The sequence below is a fragment of the Pelagicoccus mobilis genome, from assembly GCF_016595505.1.
Lineage (GTDB): Bacteria > Verrucomicrobiota > Verrucomicrobiia > Opitutales > Opitutaceae > Pelagicoccus > Pelagicoccus mobilis.
The window spans coordinates 1-20949 of record NZ_JAENIL010000083.1 but is presented as its reverse complement, the minus strand read 5'-3'; the positions used below and the strand labels follow the sequence as shown (position 1 = coordinate 20949).

Here is a 20949-nt window from a genome sequence, read left to right as displayed (position 1 = left end):
CTGGCCGGCTAGCCGGCCAGGGGGAGCAAGAACCCGCCTAGAATGTGTTAACCATGTCCTTTAACATGTGTTAACTATGTCCTTGAACTAAACACTTCCAAAGCCCCCGGTTCACAAAGCGTTTCGCCACCACTTCCCTCCCTTGAAACTCGAAGCGATACAGCTCGTTTCTCCCTCCCAAAACCCGAGCGGAATCAGGCAAGGCCGCTATCTTCGCCGATATTTCCTCCATCAAACCTCTCCATTGCGGAGCGTCAAAATCGGGATGAAGGGCGAAGGTTGAGGTCATAGGAGGGCGAGGATAGAGAAAACTTTCCAAAGTCATGTCAATCCATGCAACATTTTCATGAGGATTGAGGATCCAGAGGAGCATTCGTAAATTCTTTCCCCCAAAGCCGACATCCTGCATTGCCTCCCGCTGGGCTGTCCCTTCTGAATACCCGATACCATGACTTCCGAACCCAAACGCCTCGTAGCCCTCCTCTCGGGTCCCGACCAAAAAGGCCTCGTTTCAAAGGTCTCCTCTTGGATCTTCGACAACGGAGGCAACATCATCCACGCGGACCAGCACCGCGACGCGGAAGCAGGCGTTTTCTTCCAACGCGTAGAATGGTCGGTCGGAAACGAAAACGAAGCCGAACAAGTCGCCCAAGACTTCCAGTCGTTCGGGGACTCCATCGGCATGAAGACCAAAGTCGCCATCTCGGGCGACAAGCCCAAGGTGGCCATCTTCGTATCGAAGTTCGACCACTGCTTCCACGACCTGATCCTCCGCTGGAAAGCGGGCGAATACCCCTGCGAGATCGCCCTCATCATCTCCAACCACAAGGACCTAGCTGAAGTCGCCCAAAGCTACGGCATCGCCTACCATCACATCCCCGTCTCGAAAGCCAACAAGCCGGACGCGGAAGCCGAGCAGCTCGCCCTGCTCAAAAAGGAAGGCATCGATCTCGTCATCATGGCCCGCTACATGCAGATCCTTTCATCCATTTTCCTGGATACCTTCGGCAAACCAGTCATCAACATCCACCACAGCTTCCTGCCCGCCTTCGCTGGAGCCCGTCCCTATCATCAAGCCCATTCCAAAGGCGTAAAACTCATCGGCGCCACCGCCCATTACGCCACGCCAGATCTCGACCAAGGCCCCATCATCCACCAAGACGTAGCCCGCATCACGCACCGCAACTCCGTGGAAGACCTCGTGCGCAAAGGGCGCGATCTCGAAAAGCTCACCCTCGCCCAAGCCGTTCGCTGGCACCTCGAAAACCGAATCCTCGTCTACGAAAACAAAACCGTCGTATTCGATTAACCCATCGCTATCCCTGCGGGAAAAACCGGCTAGCTTTTCAAAAAGCCCCGCAAAGCGGACATTCCTTGCTCGAGGAGGGCCGAGAAATCAGCGAATCCACCTCTCACCTCCTCCTCGTTCCCAGACCTGAGGGCATGCTCCAAGCGCTCCGCCGCCTCCTTGAGACGGTTGCAGCAAGCATGGGCCGAAACGCCCTTGATCGAATGAGTCGCCCGCAACAAATCCTCCTTCTTTCCAGAGGCAAAGATCTCCTCCAAGCCCTCGCAATGTTTCTGAAGGTCGACCAGCGACAGCTCAGCGATTTCGCGAGCTAGGTTTTCGTCATCCATCATCCCCGAGATAAACATCGCCCGGTCGAATACCTCCGTCTCTTCGCGAGTATCGGAGCCCGACCCTTCTTCGTCTTCGGTTCCTGAGGATTTTGGCAACATGCGATCCAGCAAACGAAATAGAACCTTGGGCGCAACCGGCTTCGAAATATAATCCGTCATTCCCGCCGCCAAACACTCCTCCTTGTCCTCCGGGCGAGCATGAGCCGTCAAGGCGACGATAGGCACGTCCTTCACCGACTCGCCGGACTCTCCAGCCCGGATGCGGCGGCTCGCCTCCATCCCGTCCATTTCCGGCATCTGGATATCCATCAGCACCAAGTCGTAAGCGATCCGGCCCAAGGCCTCCAGCGCCTCCAACCCGTTCGCCACCGTATCCGCATGCAACCCGAATTTGCCGAGAACTCCTCGCACCACCATCTGGTTCACGATGTTATCTTCAGCCACCAAAACACGCGCCGCTCTCCCCGCAAAATGCTCCGCCGCGATATCCTTGAAATCCGACTCACCCTCAGGTCCCGGTTCGACCTTCGACTCCTCAATCAAGAGGTTGTACAACTCCGACCTGCGAAACGGACAAGTCAGCTCCTTCAAACCGCAAGGCTCAATCGAGCCGCCCTCCCTCGAGAGCACGATCCCCTTCACCTCCTCGAAAATCTCTGCGTCCTTCAGTTCGTCCACAAAACGCGAAACGCTCAAATCGCTCTCGTCCGGATCAAACACCAGAAAGTCCACGCCTCTCCCCGCCGTGGCCAGCTCCCGCAAACGCGTCATCCCCGCGCTCGCCAGCGAACAACTCTCCGCCCTGATCCCCCATTCCTCAAACCTGTCCAACAACTCGGTACGAAGGCTCTGCTTGTGCACAACCACCAAGGCCGACTTGCCCTCGAGCTGGTGCAACCCCTCTTCCGTCGCCTCCATCTCCTCGTAAGGAAACCTAGCGGTAAACCAAAACTCCGAGCCCTCGCCCAGCTCGCTGTTCACCCCAATCTCGCCATCCATCAAAGCAACGAGCTGCTTGCTGATCGCGAGCCCAAGCCCCGTCCCGCCGTAAAGCCGTGTCGTGCTCGAATCCGCTTGGGTGAATTCCGTGAACAAGTTCCGACGCTTGTCGCTGCTGATGCCGATTCCCGTATCCGTCACCGAAAACCGCAACGTCGCCTCCTTCTCGTCTTTCGACTCGAGCGAAACCCGCACCTTCACCTCTCCCGATTCGGTGAACTTGATCGCGTTGCCCGCCAAATTCAGCAAGATCTGCCGTAGGCGACCCGGATCGCCCCGCAAATAGTCCGGCACCTCCGCCTCCGCCGAGCAAATCAGGTCGAGCTGCTTCTCGTTCGCTCGCTGAGCAAGCAACGTATTCAAGTCGTCCAAAGTCTCCCGCAGGCCAAACCCCAAAATCTCCAGCTCCAGCTTGCCAGCCTCCACCTTGGAGAAATCCAAGATGTCGTTGATCAACGCCAACAGAGCCTCTCCGCTAGACTTGATCACGCCCGCCTGCTTGCGCTGCTCCGAATTCAATCCCGACGAATCCAGCAGCAACGCCGTCATCCCGATCACCCCATTGATCGGCGTACGGATCTCGTGACTCATATTCGCCAAAAACTGGCTCTTGGCCCGGTTCGCCTCCTCCGCGTCCCTCGCCATCGAAAACAAGGCCTGCTTCTGCTTCACCGGAGCAGTCACGTCCCAGTTCGTGCCCACCATGCGTACCGCATCGCCCGCCTCGTCGCGTTCCACCAAGGCCAACGCGCGCAAGTGCCGAACCTCGCCCGTATCCTTCCGCACAATACGAAACTCCGTATCGAATTCGCGGGTACCGGCGATCGCAGCATCCACCGCTTCCACCGTCTTTTCAAAATCCTCCGGATGTACCCCCCGCTTCCAGTCGCCATAACCGCCCTCGAACGAATCGGCGTCGCAGCCGTACAAAGCGAACATCTGCTCGTCCCAAATCAGCTTGCCGCTCTCCAGGTCCAAATCCCAGATCCCAACCCCAGCAGCCTGTACCGCCAGAGCCAGTCGATCCGTCGCCGCCTTGATGTCGCGCGAGTACGCCTTCGCCTCGGAAATGTTCTCGATCTGCGAGATAAAATTGACCGGCTTCCCCTCCAAATCCCTCACCAGGGAAACGTTCAGCCGCACCCAAATCACTTCGCCCCGGGCGTCGAAATAACGCTTCTCGATCGTGTAGTGATGACGCTCCCCGCTCAACGCTTCGTCCAGCATCCGAACCGACAATTCCAAATCGTCCGGATGCGTGATATCCTGGAACTGCAGCTTCAGCAGCGCCTCCCTCGAATACCCCAGCATCTCGAGCAAAGCCTGGTTTACATCCACCCAATCGCCATCGGTCGTCATGATCGCCATCCCGATCCCCGAATACTCGAAGGAACGACGGAAGCGGCTCTCACTCTCCTTCAACTCGCCCTCCGCCTTCTTTTGGGCCGACATATCCCGCGAAATTCCCAGGTACCCCGTGTGCTCACCCGAAGCCCCCCGCATCGGCGTCACCACCAAAGTCACCGGCACATGGCTCCCGTCCTTTCGCACGTAAGTCCACTCCCGCTGTTCGCTCCCCTGCAAAATCGAGACCTTCACGAACGCGTCAAAACCTCCCACCTGTTCGCCAAACTCCGCCGTCAACTCCGCAGAACGACGATCGATCTCGCTCTTCAAGTGGATCAGCTCAGGCGTCGCCTGGCCTACCACCTCCTCCGCCCGGTAGCCCAAAAGCTTCTCCGCTCCGACATTAAAGACGGTGATCGTCCCCTCCTTATCCGTCGCGATCACGCCAAACTCCGTCGCCGCATCCACCATGCTGCGCAGCAACGAGGCGTTTTGCTCGCTCACCTCGCGCAAGCGACGCTCGTCGTCGATATCCTGAAAGACCCCATACAGCCTCACGCATTGGGCATCCAGCATCTCAGCCTGCCCGATCGCTCGCACCCATTTCACCTTCCCCGATAGCGTCTGGATCTGAAGCTCCTCGTCCCAAGGCTCCCCCGTCTCCATCGCCCGCTCCACAAGATGCGTGATACGGTCCCGCGTCACCCCTTCCGGATAAAACTCCAAGGCCGAGGCAAGATCCGGCTCAAAGTCCGGCGGCACCTCGTGGATAATCTTCGTCGTCCAAGACCAACTCAACTTCTGCGCCACCAAATCCAGTTCCCACGCTCCCAGCTTGGCGATACGCGACGCCTCCTGAAGATGCATCTGCGAATGCCGCAACTTGTTCTCCACCTCCTTCTGAGCCGTGATGTCCGTGCGGAAGGCCACGTATTGCTTGATGCTGCCATCCTCCTTGAGAATCGGATGAATCGTCGTCTGCACCCAATAGAGCGTGCCATCCTTCGCCCGGTTGCACACCTGCCCCTTCCAAGTCCTGCCCGAAGAGATCGTGCCCCAAAGCGCTTCCCAAAACGAAGCCGGATGATAGCCAGACTTCACCACCTGGTGCGTCTTACCCAGCAACTCCTCCCGCGAATAACCGCTGATCCGACAAAACTGGTCGTTCGCATACGTGATCACACCCCGCGGATCCGTTACCGCCACGATCACATGGTCATCCAGCGTCTGCATCAACGCATCCACCGTCGACTGCTCGAGGCTTCCATTTGGCGACTTCGAAGCATCGAGATCCTGATCTCGCTCTGTTGGACTCTGACTCATTTGCGAACAGCTCGGAAAAAAGCGGTGGGAAAAGACAACAAACTCCCCAAAACTCCTCTTTATAAGCGATTTCGTCAAGGTGAGCGCCTATTAAAAGACTGCTAAACCGCCGCCAAGCCCTCATCCTCAGCGCCTTCCAAAGCGCCCCGCCGCGCCCCACTCCAAAAATTGATCTCGAAATCCACCGCGAAACGCTTTCACTCGACAGCCTTTTACCAAATTTCACCCGACGCTCCCTGCGCAAAGACGCACAGCGCCTTTTCCCTCCAGACATGGCCAAACAAAACTCTAGCAAAAACGCCCCCAAGAAAGACGAACGCAACATCGTCGGCCCAGACCAGGTAGAAATCCAAGATCTCGAGGATTCCGCCATCATGTTCTGGGAAAAGTACAAGAGCACCATCCTCGCTAGCGTCGCCTTCATCTTCGCCGTCTTCCTCGGCTACCAAGGCCTCAAGTTCATGCAGGCTCGCGCTGAGAAACAACTTCAGGACGGCTACGCCGCCGCCAACGATAGCGACGCCAAGGCCGCTTGGGCCGCCGACGAATCTGGAGAAGCCCTCAGCGGATTCGCTTTCAAGGAACTCGGAGACGAAGCCTTCGAAGCAGGCGACTACTCAAAAGCGGAAGGCTACTACCGCGAAGCGGTCGAAGCCACCGAAGCCCCTGTCGACGAAGCCGCCACCGTCGCTCTCGCCGTCGTCCTCATCGCTCAAGACAAGACGGACGAAGCAAAAGGCCTCCTCCAGCCAATCGCCGACAACCCAGCCGCCTTCGCGCAAGCCGAAGCCCAGTACCGCTTGGCTTACCTCGCCAGCGAAGAAGGAGACGCCGTCACAGCCCGCTCACTCATCGAAGCCATCGACGAGCAAGCCTTCTTCTGGAAAACCCGAGCCCAAGCCATCGAGCAGAAGCTACCCGAAGCCTAAAACCTTCACCAAACACTTTCTCGAAACGCGAACCAATCCGGTTCGCGTTTTTTCGTGCCCGCATGACCAACGGCCTAGCCCCAAACATGCCGAACGGCACTCCCCAAAATCCTGCAACCCATGCTACCATCCCGGGTACAACTCAACACCCAGTACCAAGCGACGAGACACCCAACGCCTAGCCCCAAACCAATTCCCATGATACTCCAAGCCGACCAACTCTCCAAAGCCTTCGGCTCCACCCAAGCCCTCGACAAGCTCTCCCTTTCCATCGAAGCCGGATCCTTCTTCGGCCTGCTCGGCCCCAACGGAGCCGGAAAAAGCACCTTCATGAGCATCGTATCCGGATTTCTCACTCAAGACTCCGGCTCGCTCACTCTCGACAACAGCAAGCTCGATCCCAACAACATCGAGCAAAAGAAAAAGATCGGCCTCTCCCCCCAACACATAGCTCTCTACAAAGAGCTCTCCGCAGAAACCAACCTCAAGCTCTTCGGCAAACTCTACGGGCTCCGCGGCAAGGAACTGCACCAGCAAATCGAATACGCCCTCGAAGTCGCCCAGCTCACCGAACGCCGGAAATCCCCCGTCAAAGAATTCTCCGGCGGCATGAAACGACGCCTCAACATCGCCGCCGCGCTCATGCACAAACCCAAGATCCTGCTCTGCGACGAACCAACCGTCGGCGTCGACCCCCAGTCCCGCAACGCCATCTTCGACACCCTACTCGAGCTCAAGGCCTCCGGCATGACCATCGTCTACTCCACCCACTACATGGAAGAGGCCGAACGACTCTGCGACCAAATCGCCATCATCGACGCCGGCAAAATCCTCCGCGTCGGCTCCCTCGACACCCTCCTCCAAGAGCTGCCCCGCACCAACCTCATTCGCGCTCGGGCCAACACCCTCGACACCCAACAAGCCGCCACCCTCAGCACCTTCGGCGACGTCCAACAAACCGGCAGTTCCCTGCAGCTACAAACCGCTCCCGACTTCAAGCTCTCCAGCTTCTTCAAATGGACCGAAGAGCAGAACCTCGAAGCCACCCACTTCCAAATCGCCCACCCCTCCCTCGAGGACCTCTTCCTCCACCTCACCGGCAAAGACCTCCGCGAATAACCAATCATCATCTTAATCCTCCTCCTAATCATCATCTTAATCCCCCCGGAACCACTCTCCCACCATGAGCACCATCCTCCATCTCCTGCAAAAAGACATCACCCTGTTTCTCAAGGACAAGACAGCCATCCTGCTCACCTTCCTCGTCCCCTTCTTCGTCATCTACATCGTCGGAAACATCTTTTCCGGCGCGGGCGACAACGGCGGCCTCTCTTCCAACATCAAGCTCGCCGCCTACAACGAGTCCGGAGACCCCGCCGCCGATACCTTCATCCAAGCCCTAGAAAACGAGGAAGGCCTCCATCTCATCACCGACGCCCCCGGACCAGACGATTCGCGTATTCCCTTTACCCGAGAATCCATCCGCCAAGGCATCGTCGACCACCACTACAACTTCGCCCTCATCATCCCCCAGGATTATCTTAAAAAAGAAGGCATCGGACTCCGACTGGAATTCCTCTCCAATCCCAAAAACCAGATAGAATCCCAAATCGTCAACGGCCTCATGCAAAAGGCCGTCTACACAAAGCTGCCCAAGCTCCTCTCCGGCCAACTCGACAACTACCAACGCGAGGTCATGGGCGACGAGAAATACACCCAATTCCTCGACGGCCTCGCAGCTCTCGTCACTCTTTCGTACGAAGAAGCTGAATACGAGGAAGTGCGAGCAAACATGGGCTTTGAAGGTCTCGCCAACATGCTCTCTCCCGATTCGGCCGATAGCGAAGCAGACAACGACGCAACCGCCTTCCTCCAAGACATAATCGAAGTCAAAGAAGACCAAGTCTTCGGCAAGGAACTCAAGAACCCCTACCTCACCCGCATGGTCGGCGGTTACGCCATCATGTTCCTTCTCTTCGCTACCACCGGTTCAGCGGCCTCCCTCTTCGAAGAACGCAACGACGGCCTCTTCCTCCGCCTCCTTTCCATGCCCGTCAAACGCACCCACATCCTCTGGTCCAAATACATTTTCAACACCCTGATGGGAGTGCTCCAAGCCCTCACCCTATTCATCGCTTCCTCCTTCCTTTTCAATGTCGAAGTCTTCCCCAACTTCCTAAATCTCTTCGTCGTGAGCGTCTTCGCATCCGCGGCTTGCACCGCTTTCGGCATGCTGCTCGCATCCGTATCCAAAACACCACAACAGGCTCAAGGTTTCGGCACCCTACTCATCATCAGCATGAGCGCAATGGGCGGAGCCTGGTTCCCCGTCAGCCTGATGCCCGAGTTCATGCAAATGCTCAGCAAGTTCACACTCGTCTACTGGGGTGTCGAATCCTACCTCGCAGCCCTCTGGGAAGAAAGCGGTCTCCTCGCTCTCATTCCAGAACTCTCCGTCCTCGCCGCCATCTCCCTCGCCCTCATCGGCATCTCCTCCTGGCGCTTCAAAACCGGCGACCTCTTCCGCTAGGAGGGCAACGTGTCTTCGCTCCGCTCGAGTGTCGGCAGAGCCTCGGTACCGTCGTTGCCGTAGAGCCTAATCAAACTGACCAAAACTCATCAGGTCGGCTACGCCGTACCGAAACATAGGTGCCTTCGGCAATATGTCCGTCAAATCCTTCGTTCGTACAACGAACCCTACGTCGAGCAACGCGAGACCCTGACAATCCGACTGCAATACAAGCTTGCATGAAAATGCTGCAACGCACCGTCGTTGCCTTATCCCGCACCCTCAAAACACTTCCCTTCTCAGTATCCACAACTTCATCACAGGGTTGGAAAAAGCGAAACGGTTTCCAACCTTCCACAACGCTCCCCGCGTTAGCATCGCATCCATCGCCTTACTGGAAGCCGAACTCGAGGACAACTGAACCCGCTCCAGAAACCCTTTCGATGTGTGCCCTTCTTCCGGCATCGTAGCCACGCCTCTCAAAAGCTTTCTCTGATTTTCCGAAAGGAAATTCCAGAAATCGAGAAACGCGCTCTCCTGCATGTTTACCAAGTAGTTGAGAGCGTCCTCCGCAAGTCGCGCGTCGATCCTGCCCCCACGATCGCTCTTCACCCAAAGCGCGTGGCAGAACTGCTGCACATCCCCTGGCACATCGTTCGCTAAGTCAAAAAGCGGGGCCCAAACTGCCGTATCCACCTTCCGCTTACCCTCCGCGAACCGATCCTCCAACCACGGTATGAAAGTCTCCCTCTCGATCAGGCCAACCTCCAGCAAAGCCGCACTCTTCAGGAAAGGCCCATTCTCCACGAAAAAGATCTCTCGCAATCGCAACCGATCGCTCCCCGCAAAGATGTAGAACACGTTCGGCTGGCGTTGGATCTCGCTACGCAACCGCCCCAAAACCTCATCCGCGATCGGCATGTCCAAGAGCGACTGGAACTCGTCGAAAAACACCACCAAAGGCCGAGACTGGTTGATCTCAGCAAACATCGCCAAAATGTCCTCCACCATCTGTTCCCGCTGGGTTCCTCGCCAGTTCACTCCGAACCCGAAGGCGGACATACCGGTTATCTTCCCAACCTGAGCGCTCAGCTTCCTGCGGAGCTGCGCCGTCAAGGGCAGCTGCTCCAAGGCCCTCGCCAAAATGTCACGAACCCCCTTCAAACTGCTCACTCCGAAAAAGTCCGCCTTCAGAAAATAACATTTTTTCTTCCGCTGAAGCGTCTCAAACGTATTCGTTACGACCGAAGTCTTGCCCACGCGACGTGGCCCTTGTACCAACAAATTCTGCCGACTCTTAGCATACTCCAGAAGCTGCTTCTCGATCTCCGCCCTAGGAAGATAAGCTGCATCTTCGACAACCCCCGAATACTGAAACGGATTATCCATACTCCACTTCCTTAGCATAGCCCTCTCTTGAAGCAACCAAAAGTTAAAGATATTTCACTTTTTGGAAGCAACTAAAAGAGAAACGCATTCTCAAGTTTTGAAGACAGGAAACACCCAGCCTTCCAAGAAATCGAGACTCCGCACAATCCTGCTCGGAGCCGCTACCTTATTCGCGGGCGGACTTCTATACTTCAAACTCGGAGTCGAACCCCAAACGGGGGCGAACAAAAGCGGCGACCCAACCACCGAAAAACCGCAGGCTGAAAAGGCTCAACAAACCGATCGACTTCCAACCCTAGAGCCGAACTCCGAAGAAAGGAACTCCCGGCCGCCGGAAGCAGCCATTCCCAACGAAGCGATTCTCGTGTTCGATTCCGAAGAAGCCTTCGATAGATTTCTAGACTCCCGGCAAAGCGATTTCGAAATCCTCGCCGCCAACGCCACACTCCGTTCCATCCGCATCCGTACCTCAAACCCTGAGGACCTCCGAGGAGCTGGGGCAAACATCGACTTCAACTACACTCTACTCACACCCCTCCCTGTTCTCGCGCCCGATGGCGAAAACGGCCCCGCCTTCGAAAACACCGCCCTCGATTTCATGCGAGTTCCCATCGAGAACGAAGACGCCGGCCAAGGCGTCACCATCGCCATTCTCGATACAGGCATCCGTCCACACACCTCGCTAGAAGCGTCTACAATCGAAAGCTACGATATCGGCGAAAACGCATCCCCTTCCGCATACGCTTCCCACGGCACCGCAGTAGCCTCCCTCATCGCTGGACACAATGGGGTCGGCATCGCGCCCGCGGCGGATTTGATCGGCATTCGTGTTTTGGATACAGAAGGAATCGGCGACACCTTCTCGCTAGCAGAAGGAATCGTACAAGCCGTCGATGCCGGGGCCGACATCCTCAATATGAGCCTCGGCAGCTTCGGCACCAACCAAGCCCTTAGCAACGCCATCGACTACGCAGCAGAGAATGGTGTGGTGCTCGTCGCATCCGCTGGCAACGAATCAGTCAACGCCCTCCCTTACCCAGCGGCGTACGACTCAGTGATCGCAGTCGGCTCCATCGACGCAAATGGGCACCCCAGCTACTTCTCGAACCAAAGTAATTCAGTCGATGTCGCCGCCCCAGGCGTTGGAGTTTACGCAGCTTGGAACGACGAAGACTGGATCAGCTTCACCGGCACATCCGCTTCCGCTCCCTACGTTTCCGGAGCCATCGCCGCCCTCAGTTCGGAGCTCGACATCCCCGCAAGCGAAGCCTCCGCTCTGCTCCTTGCAAACGCTAACGACTCCGGGCTACCAGGTGCAGACCCGCAAACGGGTCTGGGATACATCGACTTACAGCGTAGTTTAGATTCTCATACAAACTACACCGACCTCGCATTAGCCGATATCTACCTCGATCCAACTCCCACCCAGCACGGTCAATACACGGTACACATCACTGCCCAAAACCGCGGCACAGAGTCTATCCCAACCGCCTCCGTCGAGTTTGTCCTCCCCAACGGCGTCCCTCAATCAATCTACCTAGGGCAGCTTGATCCCGGCCAATCAGCCAGCCACGCCATCAACCTGACCGAACTCGAACTCACGAGCGAAGTAGGCTACTCCATAGAAGCGAACACAAGCACAGGGCCACAAACGTCCGACACCGTCTCGGAAAACGATCAGAAACGAATCCAACTCCGCCTCGACACCCCCACCCCATAACCAGCAAAACAATTTGTAGAGCTGTCGCTCGTGACATGCCGCATCGATCCCGATCAACTACAAACAAAAAAGCGGAACCCGAATCAGGTTCCGCTTTCGTGCAATTATTTTAACTCTGTGGAAGCTAGTTCTGAGACTTTTCCGCCTCCTCTTGAACCGTGGTTTCTTCGACCGTCGCCTCGCCACGTTCCTTGATCAAAGCGCTCAGCCCTTCAGCCGATTTCGGGTCGAGCCCTAGCTCCTCAAGCATCTTGTCCACTAGCGGAAGGTTCATCCGGTAACCGAGAGCGGCGTCAACCAGTTGGTTCGGCAAACTTCCACCATTCGATCCGTGGGGCGTAGTCCCATTTGAACTACCACCATTAGAGCCACCGAAACCATTCGCTTGGAGGATCTTGATGCTATCAATTTTCTCCATTGGCTTAACGCTAGCCTCCATAATTTCCGGAGCAACCTGAGCGAGGATTTTGCGAAGTTCGAAGCTGATGAGTTCGGAACTAAGGATGTTCTTCGCTTCATTGATCGCCTTCTCACCGAAGGCCTCAACTTCGAGTCGCTTCTCATCCGCTTCCGCAATGATGCGGATCTTTTCCGCCGCAGCACGGGATTCCGTGAGAACCGCTTCCGCCTTATCGGTAGCCGCCTGCTTTTCCGCTTCCGCTGCCACCGTCACGTCGATCGCTTGCTTCTCAGCTTCCTCACGGGCCTTGATCAGCTCGATCTCTTTATCACGACTTGCAACCGCTGTCTGGCGAACAGTAACAACCTGCTCTTCTTCCTTAACAAAAGTAGCGCGCGCCTTGGCCGCTTCCGCTTCCGCCTGCGACTTCTCCTCAGACTTTTTCGCAACAACAATAGCTGCTTCCTGGCCGCTTACATCGACCGAACGCCTACGAGCAATATCCGCTTCTTCAATACGGCGTTTCGCCTCGATATCCTTTTCTTCTACAGCTTGTCGCGAAAAAATGTCGGCTTCCTTCACCGCTTGTTCCGCAGTAATTCGAGCCTCTTCCGCTTCACGCTTACGAATGGCGTCTTCCGTTTTGATACGAGCTTCTTGCTGAGCGGTCGCCATTTCAACTTCGCGCTGCTGATCTAGACGCGCGAATTCTTCCGCACGCTTGATTTCGAAGCTTTGCTTCTCAGCATCGAGGTTTTGATTCTCGATCTTGATACGAGCTTCCTGCTCGATCCGGTTTCGCTCCTCACGCTTCGACTCGGTGATGAGGGTCAACTTCGCAAGACCTTGAGCATCGAAGGCATTGTCTTCCTTGAAGTATTCCCTACCGGTTTGGTCAAGAGCAGTCAGTGATACAGACTCTAGTTCCAGACCGTTCTTGAGAAGGTCTTCGCTTAGAGACTCCTGTACAGATTGAATGAACTCCGCACGTTGCTCGTGTAGTTGTTCCATGGATAGACCCGCAGCGACCGAGCGGAGCGCATCGACGAACTTACCTTGCAGGAGTTCCTTCAAACGTTCCGGTTCCAGAGTACGTTCACCCAAGGTTTGAGCCGCTTTTGCGATCGATTCCTTTTCCGGTTTAACACGCAAGTAAAACTCAGCTGTAACATCCACACGCATACGGTCCGCGGTGATAAGACCTTCTTCATTCTTGCGGTCCACTTGAAGGCGCAAGGTACGCATGTTGACGAGGATGATTTCGTGGAACACCGGCCATTTGAGACCGCCACCATCAAGGATCACCTTTTCGCCTCCCATTCCGGTCCGGACGAAGGCGACTTCCTTGCTCGCGCGACGATAAAAACGCGAAAGGATGAAAAGGAAGGTGAGGATTAAAACAACGATCAAGACCGTTGGCATCAATAGGGTAGATATATCCATAATTTTATTCTTCTTCTAAGAGTGGATTCCTGTTTTCGATTACTGTAAAAATGCCTTCCGTTCTACGGCCGACGATGAGCAGGTTGTCGCCTTGGGCGAAGGTCTTCCCTTCATTGTCCGCGACAACGCTTATGTAGTGTGTCTTCCCGTCTGGACCAACGACCTTCGCTTCCGCAGCACGCTCATGCGTCGCTTTGCCAATCGTGATCATCGCCATGCGACCTATAAACGTTTCGGTTGAGATCGCAGCAGTTTCGTCCTTGGGAAGGACTTTCTCCAATATTCCATTTCCAAATCGAAGTAGTGGTAGCGAAACTACAAACGATGCTCCAGAAGCCAAAAACCAGTGAAGGCGGTGTCCGGAAAATTCCATCATCGCCATTTGGCTGTAGAGGCCAATTTGCGAGAAAAAGAAAAGGAATAAGATAAAGGTGAATACAAATGGAACACGGCCCAGTTTGAGCATCGACATGACGCTCTCCATAAAACCAGGCGACACATCCCCAAGGTTCAAATCTGTATCGACCTCGATATCGATATCAGGCAGCAAGCTGTCGAGGAAACCAAAAGGCTCCATCCCGAACAACACGCTAACCGCCTGTACAAGGAAGATGAGGAGAAACAATCCTAGCGCGATGAGGAAGAGGAAGTTCTCGGGTGCTAGGGCGTTTTCGATCATGATTTGTCTTCAGAGGCGACGCGTTCTTCCAGCGCCTTCATCTTCGCTTCGATTTTTGCGTTACGGCTTAGGTTCGCCAGCTCGACCAACTTCGCGCTTTCCTTGCTATTGGAAGTCAGCGTGCTGCGATTGATGCCGGTCGTCCGATGGATCACTCGCGAAAACGCGTTCTCCGCTTGCTGGGCTTTCCAGAGGGCCGAGTCCGTTCCAGCTGGAACCGTTTCGCCATCGGAGCTGATGGCTTGTTGCTTTCTGCTATCGATGAACTCCTGTAGCTCATCCTCCATCTCGTTGCGTTTGGCGATGAGTCCGGTAAGAGCTTGGTTATGGTCCTTTTCCTGAGTGGACAAGCGACCTAGCTGCGCCTCTAGAGCAGGAAGCTGGTCTTCGATATCCGTCTGGCGAGCAAGGGCTGACTCTACGAGATCCTTACGTCCCTGCGTGTAAGCCGTTACCACCTGCTCCTCTAGCTCGGCATGCTCTTGGTTGAGTCGTGCCATAGTCTTGGATACGTGGTGCTTTTGTGCAGTGATGTTTCCGAGCTCTGCTCGTACTTCGTCGAGCACACCATCCACTTCGGTGATCGCCTGTTCCAAGACGACCTCCGGCGCTAAGCCTTCGATTTTTGAGACGATCGAGTTAGCGGTTCCTGTAATTATTCTGCCAATACGGCTAGCAATGCTATCTCTCATTTTTTGTTTTGGGTGAATAAGGTTTAGGGTTTCTGACTTAATTCAACGAGCTCGCGGATGGTATCCATCTTATCGCGAAGCACGGTCGGGTTGTAAGTGGGAGACTGGCTTGTGAGCCCCATGCGCAGCACACTTTCGATGAGCCCCATTACGGACTTCAGCTGCCGGTCCTCAAAGGCCAACAAAGCGGGCAGCTGTTTATCGGCTTTTTTGGGAAGGTTAAGGGTAATCGACAACGCCAACATCTCAGGTAGGACCTGGAGAATCCGGTCTATAAATTCCGATGAGGAACTCGTATCGAGCTCCGCCTTTTTTAAGGCTTTGCGCGACGGCTCGAGCAGCCGGTTCAGCTCTACCACGCTTTCTTCATAGTTTTTTTGGCTTTCGTGATAGCTGCGGAAGAAGGACACTACATAGCGAAGCTTCTCACTCGCAGTCACCTTCCCAGAAATCGGGTACTCCATCAAAAACTGATAGTCGTCCACGCTGACGCGCCCGCTAATCGGGACTGTGCTTTTGTTTTCGCTCACAATGGGTCTGGGTTATTTCTGTTCCAATGCCGCTCACCAGAGAGCGACATCACATTCAAGAGAGGATACCCCGAATAAGAATCCGAGGTTACGTATAATTATTCTACAAACATAACCAGTCAAGACATATTACGATACTCTAATACAGAAATTTACTTAACACTTCTTGTAAGCAAATTTTATCCAAGCACCCGCCCAACTCAGCCCGAATCCTAGCTTTCTCGTTTCGCCTCCGGTCTAAATGTCCTAATTCTTTTCCGAACCAGGATGTTCTGACTCGATCGCTTTCAATCGCCGGGACACGTACTCGACATGTTGGCGAAGATGGTAGAGTTCGTCGGAGTAGGACAAAGGCACATCGACGGAAGCGAGCTCGTCTTCGAGTTTCTTGAGCCGCATACGCTCGGTATCAAGATCCTCCTGGATGGTACCACCGATGATTTTCTGATCGGTTTCCCGCAAAAACTTGTACCAGCAATAGATTCGCGAACGAATCCGCCATCGATAAACCGGACCGGCCAACTTCGCCATTGGGATGAGGATCACAAGCAGCGGGATCACGAGGATCACGAGTCGATCGACCAATGACGCCGCCCAAAAGGGCATAAAGCGAAGCAGAAAAGGTGGGCCGTACTCAAAATAGTGCTCCGCTTCCTTCGTGAGCGCGTATCCCACGTTGTCTCGGGACGGAAACTCGCCTCGATGCTCCAGGACACCTCCCTCATCGAGAACTCTCTTTAACGACTCCAGGACGATGGGAGTAAGGGAGGGGTGAAACTGATCGTTGACCACTAGGGTTGCGACAGCTGCCAGCACGACCCGATCCTCGGGAGGGCGGTTCTCTTTGAGGTCGAGCAAGCCCTCAGTGATCGGCACACTTGATAGCGAACGGTAGCGAGCCCGATACGCCTCATGTCGCCGCATATCTAGGAAATCGAATCCTTCCATTCCGATGAGACGAGCAATCATATCGCTCTCCGCAGACACCATAAAAAAGGCAGCATCGATCTCTCCCGACTCCAAGAGGGCGACCGAATCTTCTCCGCCAACTTCCACCAGTTCCGTATTTCCCGCCCCAAAGAGCAGTCCATTCTCGTTCAACAAAAACTGGGCAACCGCTTTCGTTCCGCTACCCGGCTCTCCTACAGCGATCTTCCGGTTTCTGAGATCCGAAACCAATTCCACTTCGATCGATTTTCGATACACCAGCCATATGGGTTCGTAATAAAGGCTAGCCAACCCTTTCAACTGACTCTCGCCCGCATCGAAGACGTCCTCTATCCCGCTTTGTACAAAAGCGATCGATACCGGGCTCGCCTCAGTTGTCAGCAGCTTCAAGTTTTCCTCCGAACCAGCGGTGTTAAGGATATTCAGAGTCACTCCCTCCTTGCGCAGTTCGTACTTCAGTCGTTTAGCCAACTCGAAGTAACGTCCAGTCTCACTTCCACTCGCCAAGGTGATTTCCCTTGGTGGAGCGGGATCCACGAATTGAAAAAGCACAACAATCAACAGGGTAACGACAGCGAACAGCCAAAGGTTCGCTTTGAAAAACGACTTCGTGAACATAGCTGAGCAAAACCTGACAGAAGCAAGCCCAACACGGAAGCCCAAAGGGGAGCCGAGATTCTATCGTTGCCGCATCGACACAAAAAAGCGGAACCTCCGAAAAGGTTCCGCTTCATGAAATTAAAAACGTATCCGTGAATCAATTACTGCTCGATGAATTCCTTCTGAGCGTTGTAGCGGGCACGGAGACGGAGGCCTTGCAGGCGGATGAAGCCAGTGGCATCGTCTGGATTGTAGGAGGACTGAACCCCTTCCATGGAAGCCACATCCTCGTCGTAGAGGGAGTATGGTGACTTACGGCCGACTGTAGTGACGTTACCCTTGTAGAGCTTGAGGCGAACGGTGCCGGTGACGCTCTTTTGGCTGTTGTCGATGAAGGCTTGGAGAGCTTCGCGCTCTGGAGCGAACCAGAAACCGTTGTAAACGAGTTCGGCGTACTTCGGGATGAGGCCATCGCGCAAGTGCTCCAGGTCGCGGTCCATAGTGAGCGACTCGACTTGCTTGTGACCCATCATGAGGATGGTGCCACCTGGTGTCTCGTACACGCCGCGACTCTTCATGCCAACGAAACGGTTTTCCACGATGTCGACACGACCGATGCCGTGCTTACCTGCGATCTTGTTCAGCTTGTAAACCGCTTCTGCTGGAGTGACTTTCTCGCCATCGATCGCGGTACAGTCGCCCTTTTTGAAATCGAGCTCGATGTACTGAGCCTCGTCCGGCGCATCTTCAGGATCGACGGTGAGCTTGTACATGGACTTGTTTTCCGGAGTAGTCGGGTCGAAGTATGGATCTTCGAGGATACCGGCTTCGTAAGAGATGTGCAGAGAATTGCGGTCCATGGAGTACGGCTTGGAAGCGGAAGCCTCCACGTCGATGCCGTTGTCCGCGCAATACTGGATCATCTCGGTGCGACCTGGGAAAGCGTCGCGGAAAACCTGCATTCTCCAAGGGGAGATAATTTGCAGATCGGGAGCGAGGGCAGCGTAGCCGAGCTCGAAACGTACTTGGTCGTTACCCTTGCCAGTCGCGCCGTGAGCAACCGCGTCTGCGCCCACCTTGCGAGCGAGGTCGATGTGTGCCTTGGCGATGAGCGGGCGAGCGATGGAAGTGCCGAGGTAGTACTGGCCTTCGTAAATGGTGTTCGCACGCAGCATCGGGTAGATGTAGTCCTTGGCGAACTCATCCTTCAGATCGAGGGTGTAGTGAGCGGAAGCGCCAGTGGCCTTCGCCTTCTCCTCGAGACCGTCGAGCTCTTCTTCCTGACCGACGTCAGCAGCGAAGGTGATGATCTCCGCGTTGTAGTGATCCTTGAGCCAGCGAACGAGGACCGATGTGTCCAAGCCGCCCGAGTATGCGAGTACGATTTTCATAGTGGTTAAAGTTGTTGCTTCCTTTTTTGCCCACGAAGGGCACGAAGGTCACTAAGATTTTTAATAGGAGGGCAACGCTCCGTCGTTGCTTGTTCAAATCGGGTTGTCGCGGCAACGACAGTACCGAGGCTTTGCCGACACTCGAGCGGAGCGAAGACACGTTGCCCTCCAGGAGAAATTACCTCTTATTCGCTTCGGCGAGGACAGACATGATCGCCTTCTGGGTGTGGAGACGGTTTTCGGCTTCGTCGAAAATTATGGATTGCTTGCCGTAGAGGACGTCTTCCTGGACTTCCATGCCCTTGTAGGCTGGGAGGTCGTGCATGAAGAGAGCGTCGGACTTCCCAAGCTTCATCAGGTCAGAAGTCACAGAGTAAGGCTTCATGGCGGCAATGCGTTCGGCTGACTCCTCTTCTTGGCCCATGCTCACCCAAGTGTCGGTGTAAAGAACATCGGCATCCTTAGCGGCTGCTTCGGGATCAGTTGTGAAACTCCAAGTGGGAGCATGTCCACTCTCTGCGAGAGTCGCCTTGATGTCTTCGCCTGGCTCGTAGCCTTCTGGACCAGATAGCACAAGCTCCATGCCGAACATGGCCGCACCGAGAATCCAAGAATTCGCCATGTTGTTGGCGGTGTCGCCGAAGTAGGCGAGCTTTTTGCCCTTGAGCGATTCCATGAAGTTCGTGCCGTCCGCCCAACGCTCAGCCATACTGAAGGCGTCGGTATAAATTTGGCAGGGGTGCAAGTAGTCGGTGAGCGCGTTGATCACCGGGATGCTGCCGAGCTTGGACATTTCCTCGATCTCAGACTGGTCGTAGGTCCGAATGATGAGGCCATGCACAAAACGCGACAGAACGTTCGCTGTGTCGTAGATAGACTCACCGCGACCGAGTTGAATGTCATTCTTGTTCAGGAAGATCGGATGACCGCCGAGCTCGTGGATGCCCACGTCGAAAGATACTCGTGTACGGGTGCTGGACTTGGAGAAAATCATCGCCCAAGTCTGTCCCTTGAGAGTCGGAGGCGTGTGCTTGCCGCGACCTTGCTTGAGAGCGTGAGCCAGCGAGAAAACCTCAGCTGCCTGATTAACTGTCAGGTCCGTTTCTTTTAGAAAGTGTTGCATGAATTAAGTGTTGGTTTCGGGTATTCGGGGATCAATTACACGGCTGCCGCTAATTCAGCGACACGGGATGAAATAACCTGATTCGCAATTTCAAGAGCAGCATCGATGTCTGCCTTAGTCGCAATCAGAGGAGGCAAGAAACGAAGCACGTTTCCACCAGCTGGAGGAATGACCAATCCAGCTTCACGGAACTTCACTACCATTTCGAGTGGAAGCTCCGCAATTTGGATACCGAGCATATAGCCCTCTCCCCTCACATCTAAAATGTAGTCAGGGTAAGTAGCTTTTAGCTCTTCAAGTTTTTCCAGAAAATAGGCTCCGTTCTCTGTCACATTGGCGAGGAGCTTCTCGTCTTCCAAAACCGAGATCGTCTCAAGCGCGGCTGCGCAGATGAGCGGTGTACCGCCAAAAGTCGTGCCATGCGAGCCAGGACCGAAAAGACCGGCGTGCTTGTCGTCGATCCAAACCGCACCGATCGGAACGCCACCGCCAAGGCCCTTCGCCATGCCGATCGCATCCGGGCGGATGCCTGCTTTTTCGAACGCGAAGAAGGTACCGCTCCGTCCGGCTCCACACTGAACTTCGTCGATGAGCAGGAGAATTCCCTTCTCGTCACAAAGCTTGCGGAGTCCTTGCAGAAACTCGATGGAAGTTGGATTGATGCCACCTTCGCCTTGGATGGTTTCGACGAAAATCGCAGAAGTGGAGTCGTCCACCTTGGCCGCAAATGCTTCGAGGTCATTAAGCGGAGCTGCTTCAAAGCCAGCAACCAAAGGTCTGAAACCGCCTTGAATCTTTTCCTGAGGCGTCGCGCTCATGCCACCAAAGGTCCGCCCATGGAACGCATTTTCAGCGACGAGCACTTTGTACTGCTTCGCCTCTTCGCCTGACTTGGATTTTCCGTAAAGGCGAGAGAGTTTGATCAAAGCTTCGTTGGCTTCCGCGCCACTGTTGCAGAAGAAGACTTTTCCGCCACCACCTGCAAGCTCGTTGAGTTTTGCTGCAAGCTTGGCTTGGTTCTCGTTGCGGTAGAGGTTGCTGACATGAATCAGGCTCTCTGCTTGTGATTGGATAGCGAATACGAGTCTTGGATGACTGTGACCCAAGGTCAGCACAGCGATTCCAGAACAGAAATCGATGTACTCTTTGTCCTCATCGTCCCACACGCGCACGCCGCGGCCACGGGTGAACGTGATTGGCGGCAATCCGTAATTGCCGAGAACGTTATCCTTATATAGCTGCTCGGTGTTTTGTGTAGTCATGATGTGATATTTGGTAGCGCGGTG

The 20949-nt window shown here is 55.0% G+C and carries 16 protein-coding genes; 5 read left to right on the top strand and 11 right to left on the bottom strand.

Translation table 11 applies throughout. The features are described 5' to 3' along the window. Positions 1–70: 70 nt before the first annotated feature. The gene (locus tag JIN87_RS25960; RefSeq protein ID WP_200359237.1) at positions 71–289 is read right to left on the bottom strand and encodes a hypothetical protein; all 219 of its coding nucleotides are present in this window, start codon (positions 287–289) and stop codon (positions 71–73) included. 159 nt (positions 290–448) lie between these two features. Between JIN87_RS25960 and purU the strand changes: the two genes are divergently transcribed. Further along, a complete protein-coding gene (gene purU / locus JIN87_RS25955) occupies positions 449–1309 on the top strand; it encodes a formyltetrahydrofolate deformylase (protein ID WP_200359235.1) in 861 nt (286 codons plus the stop codon). A gap of 29 nt (positions 1310–1338) precedes the next feature. Here the strand turns inward: purU and JIN87_RS25950 are convergent, their stop codons facing one another. After that, positions 1339–5310: a PAS domain S-box protein gene (locus JIN87_RS25950; RefSeq protein ID WP_200359233.1), complete on the bottom strand. Its 3972-nt coding sequence runs from the start codon at positions 5308–5310 to the stop codon at positions 1339–1341. Positions 5311–5582: 272 nt separating this feature from the next. Here JIN87_RS25950 and JIN87_RS25945 point away from each other — a divergent pair, with 272 nt between their 5' ends. From JIN87_RS25945 to JIN87_RS25935, 3 genes are all read left to right on the top strand, one after another. Beyond that, entirely contained in the window at positions 5583–6239 is a 657-nt protein-coding gene (locus tag JIN87_RS25945; RefSeq protein WP_200359231.1) for a tetratricopeptide repeat protein, read from the top strand. A gap of 198 nt (positions 6240–6437) precedes the next feature. Beyond that, entirely contained in the window at positions 6438–7358 is a 921-nt protein-coding gene (locus JIN87_RS25940; RefSeq protein ID WP_200359229.1) for an ABC transporter ATP-binding protein, read from the top strand. A gap of 64 nt (positions 7359–7422) precedes the next feature. Then, positions 7423–8769, top strand: a complete 1347-nt coding sequence (locus JIN87_RS25935; protein WP_200359227.1) for an ABC transporter permease — start codon at positions 7423–7425, stop codon at positions 8767–8769. A gap of 261 nt (positions 8770–9030) precedes the next feature. On the opposite strand, the gene JIN87_RS25930 is transcribed toward JIN87_RS25935, so the two are convergent. Continuing rightward, a complete protein-coding gene (locus tag JIN87_RS25930; protein WP_200359225.1) occupies positions 9031–10137 on the bottom strand; it encodes an AAA family ATPase in 1107 nt (368 codons plus the stop codon). Positions 10138–10234: 97 nt separating this feature from the next. Here JIN87_RS25930 and JIN87_RS25925 point away from each other — a divergent pair, with 97 nt between their 5' ends. Further along, positions 10235–11857 carry a S8 family peptidase gene (locus JIN87_RS25925; protein WP_200359223.1) on the top strand — a complete coding sequence of 541 codons (1623 nt, stop codon included), beginning with the start codon at positions 10235–10237 and terminating at the stop codon, positions 11855–11857. Between the two features lie 124 nt (positions 11858–11981). Here JIN87_RS25925 and JIN87_RS25920 read toward each other — a convergent pair whose 3' ends face one another. The 8 genes from JIN87_RS25920 to JIN87_RS25885 form a co-directional block, all read right to left on the bottom strand. Next, positions 11982–13700, bottom strand: coding sequence for a flotillin family protein (locus tag JIN87_RS25920; RefSeq protein WP_200359221.1), 1719 nt, complete (start codon positions 13698–13700; stop codon positions 11982–11984). A gap of 4 nt (positions 13701–13704) precedes the next feature. Next, the gene (locus JIN87_RS25915; protein WP_200359219.1) at positions 13705–14379 is read right to left on the bottom strand and encodes an OB-fold-containig protein; all 675 of its coding nucleotides are present in this window, start codon (positions 14377–14379) and stop codon (positions 13705–13707) included. Next, the gene (locus tag JIN87_RS25910; RefSeq protein WP_200359217.1) at positions 14376–15071 is read right to left on the bottom strand and encodes a PspA/IM30 family protein; all 696 of its coding nucleotides are present in this window, start codon (positions 15069–15071) and stop codon (positions 14376–14378) included. The genes JIN87_RS25915 and JIN87_RS25910 overlap by 4 nt, the downstream gene beginning before the upstream one ends. Positions 15072–15094: 23 nt before the next feature. Continuing rightward, positions 15095–15601, bottom strand: coding sequence for a hypothetical protein (locus tag JIN87_RS25905; RefSeq protein WP_200359215.1), 507 nt, complete (start codon positions 15599–15601; stop codon positions 15095–15097). Positions 15602–15847: 246 nt separating this feature from the next. Beyond that, a complete protein-coding gene (locus tag JIN87_RS25900; protein ID WP_200359213.1) occupies positions 15848–17101 on the bottom strand; it encodes a TAXI family TRAP transporter solute-binding subunit in 1254 nt (417 codons plus the stop codon). A gap of 209 nt (positions 17102–17310) precedes the next feature. Then, positions 17311–18540 carry an argininosuccinate synthase gene (locus tag JIN87_RS25895; protein ID WP_200359211.1) on the bottom strand — a complete coding sequence of 410 codons (1230 nt, stop codon included), beginning with the start codon at positions 18538–18540 and terminating at the stop codon, positions 17311–17313. A gap of 178 nt (positions 18541–18718) precedes the next feature. Next, on the bottom strand, positions 18719–19663 hold the full coding sequence (argF, locus tag JIN87_RS25890) for an ornithine carbamoyltransferase (protein ID WP_200359209.1): 945 nt from the start codon (positions 19661–19663) through the stop codon (positions 18719–18721). A gap of 35 nt (positions 19664–19698) precedes the next feature. Beyond that, positions 19699–20949 (bottom strand): aspartate aminotransferase family protein (locus JIN87_RS25885; protein WP_267909450.1); only part of this gene is annotated, 1251 nt, incomplete at its 5' end.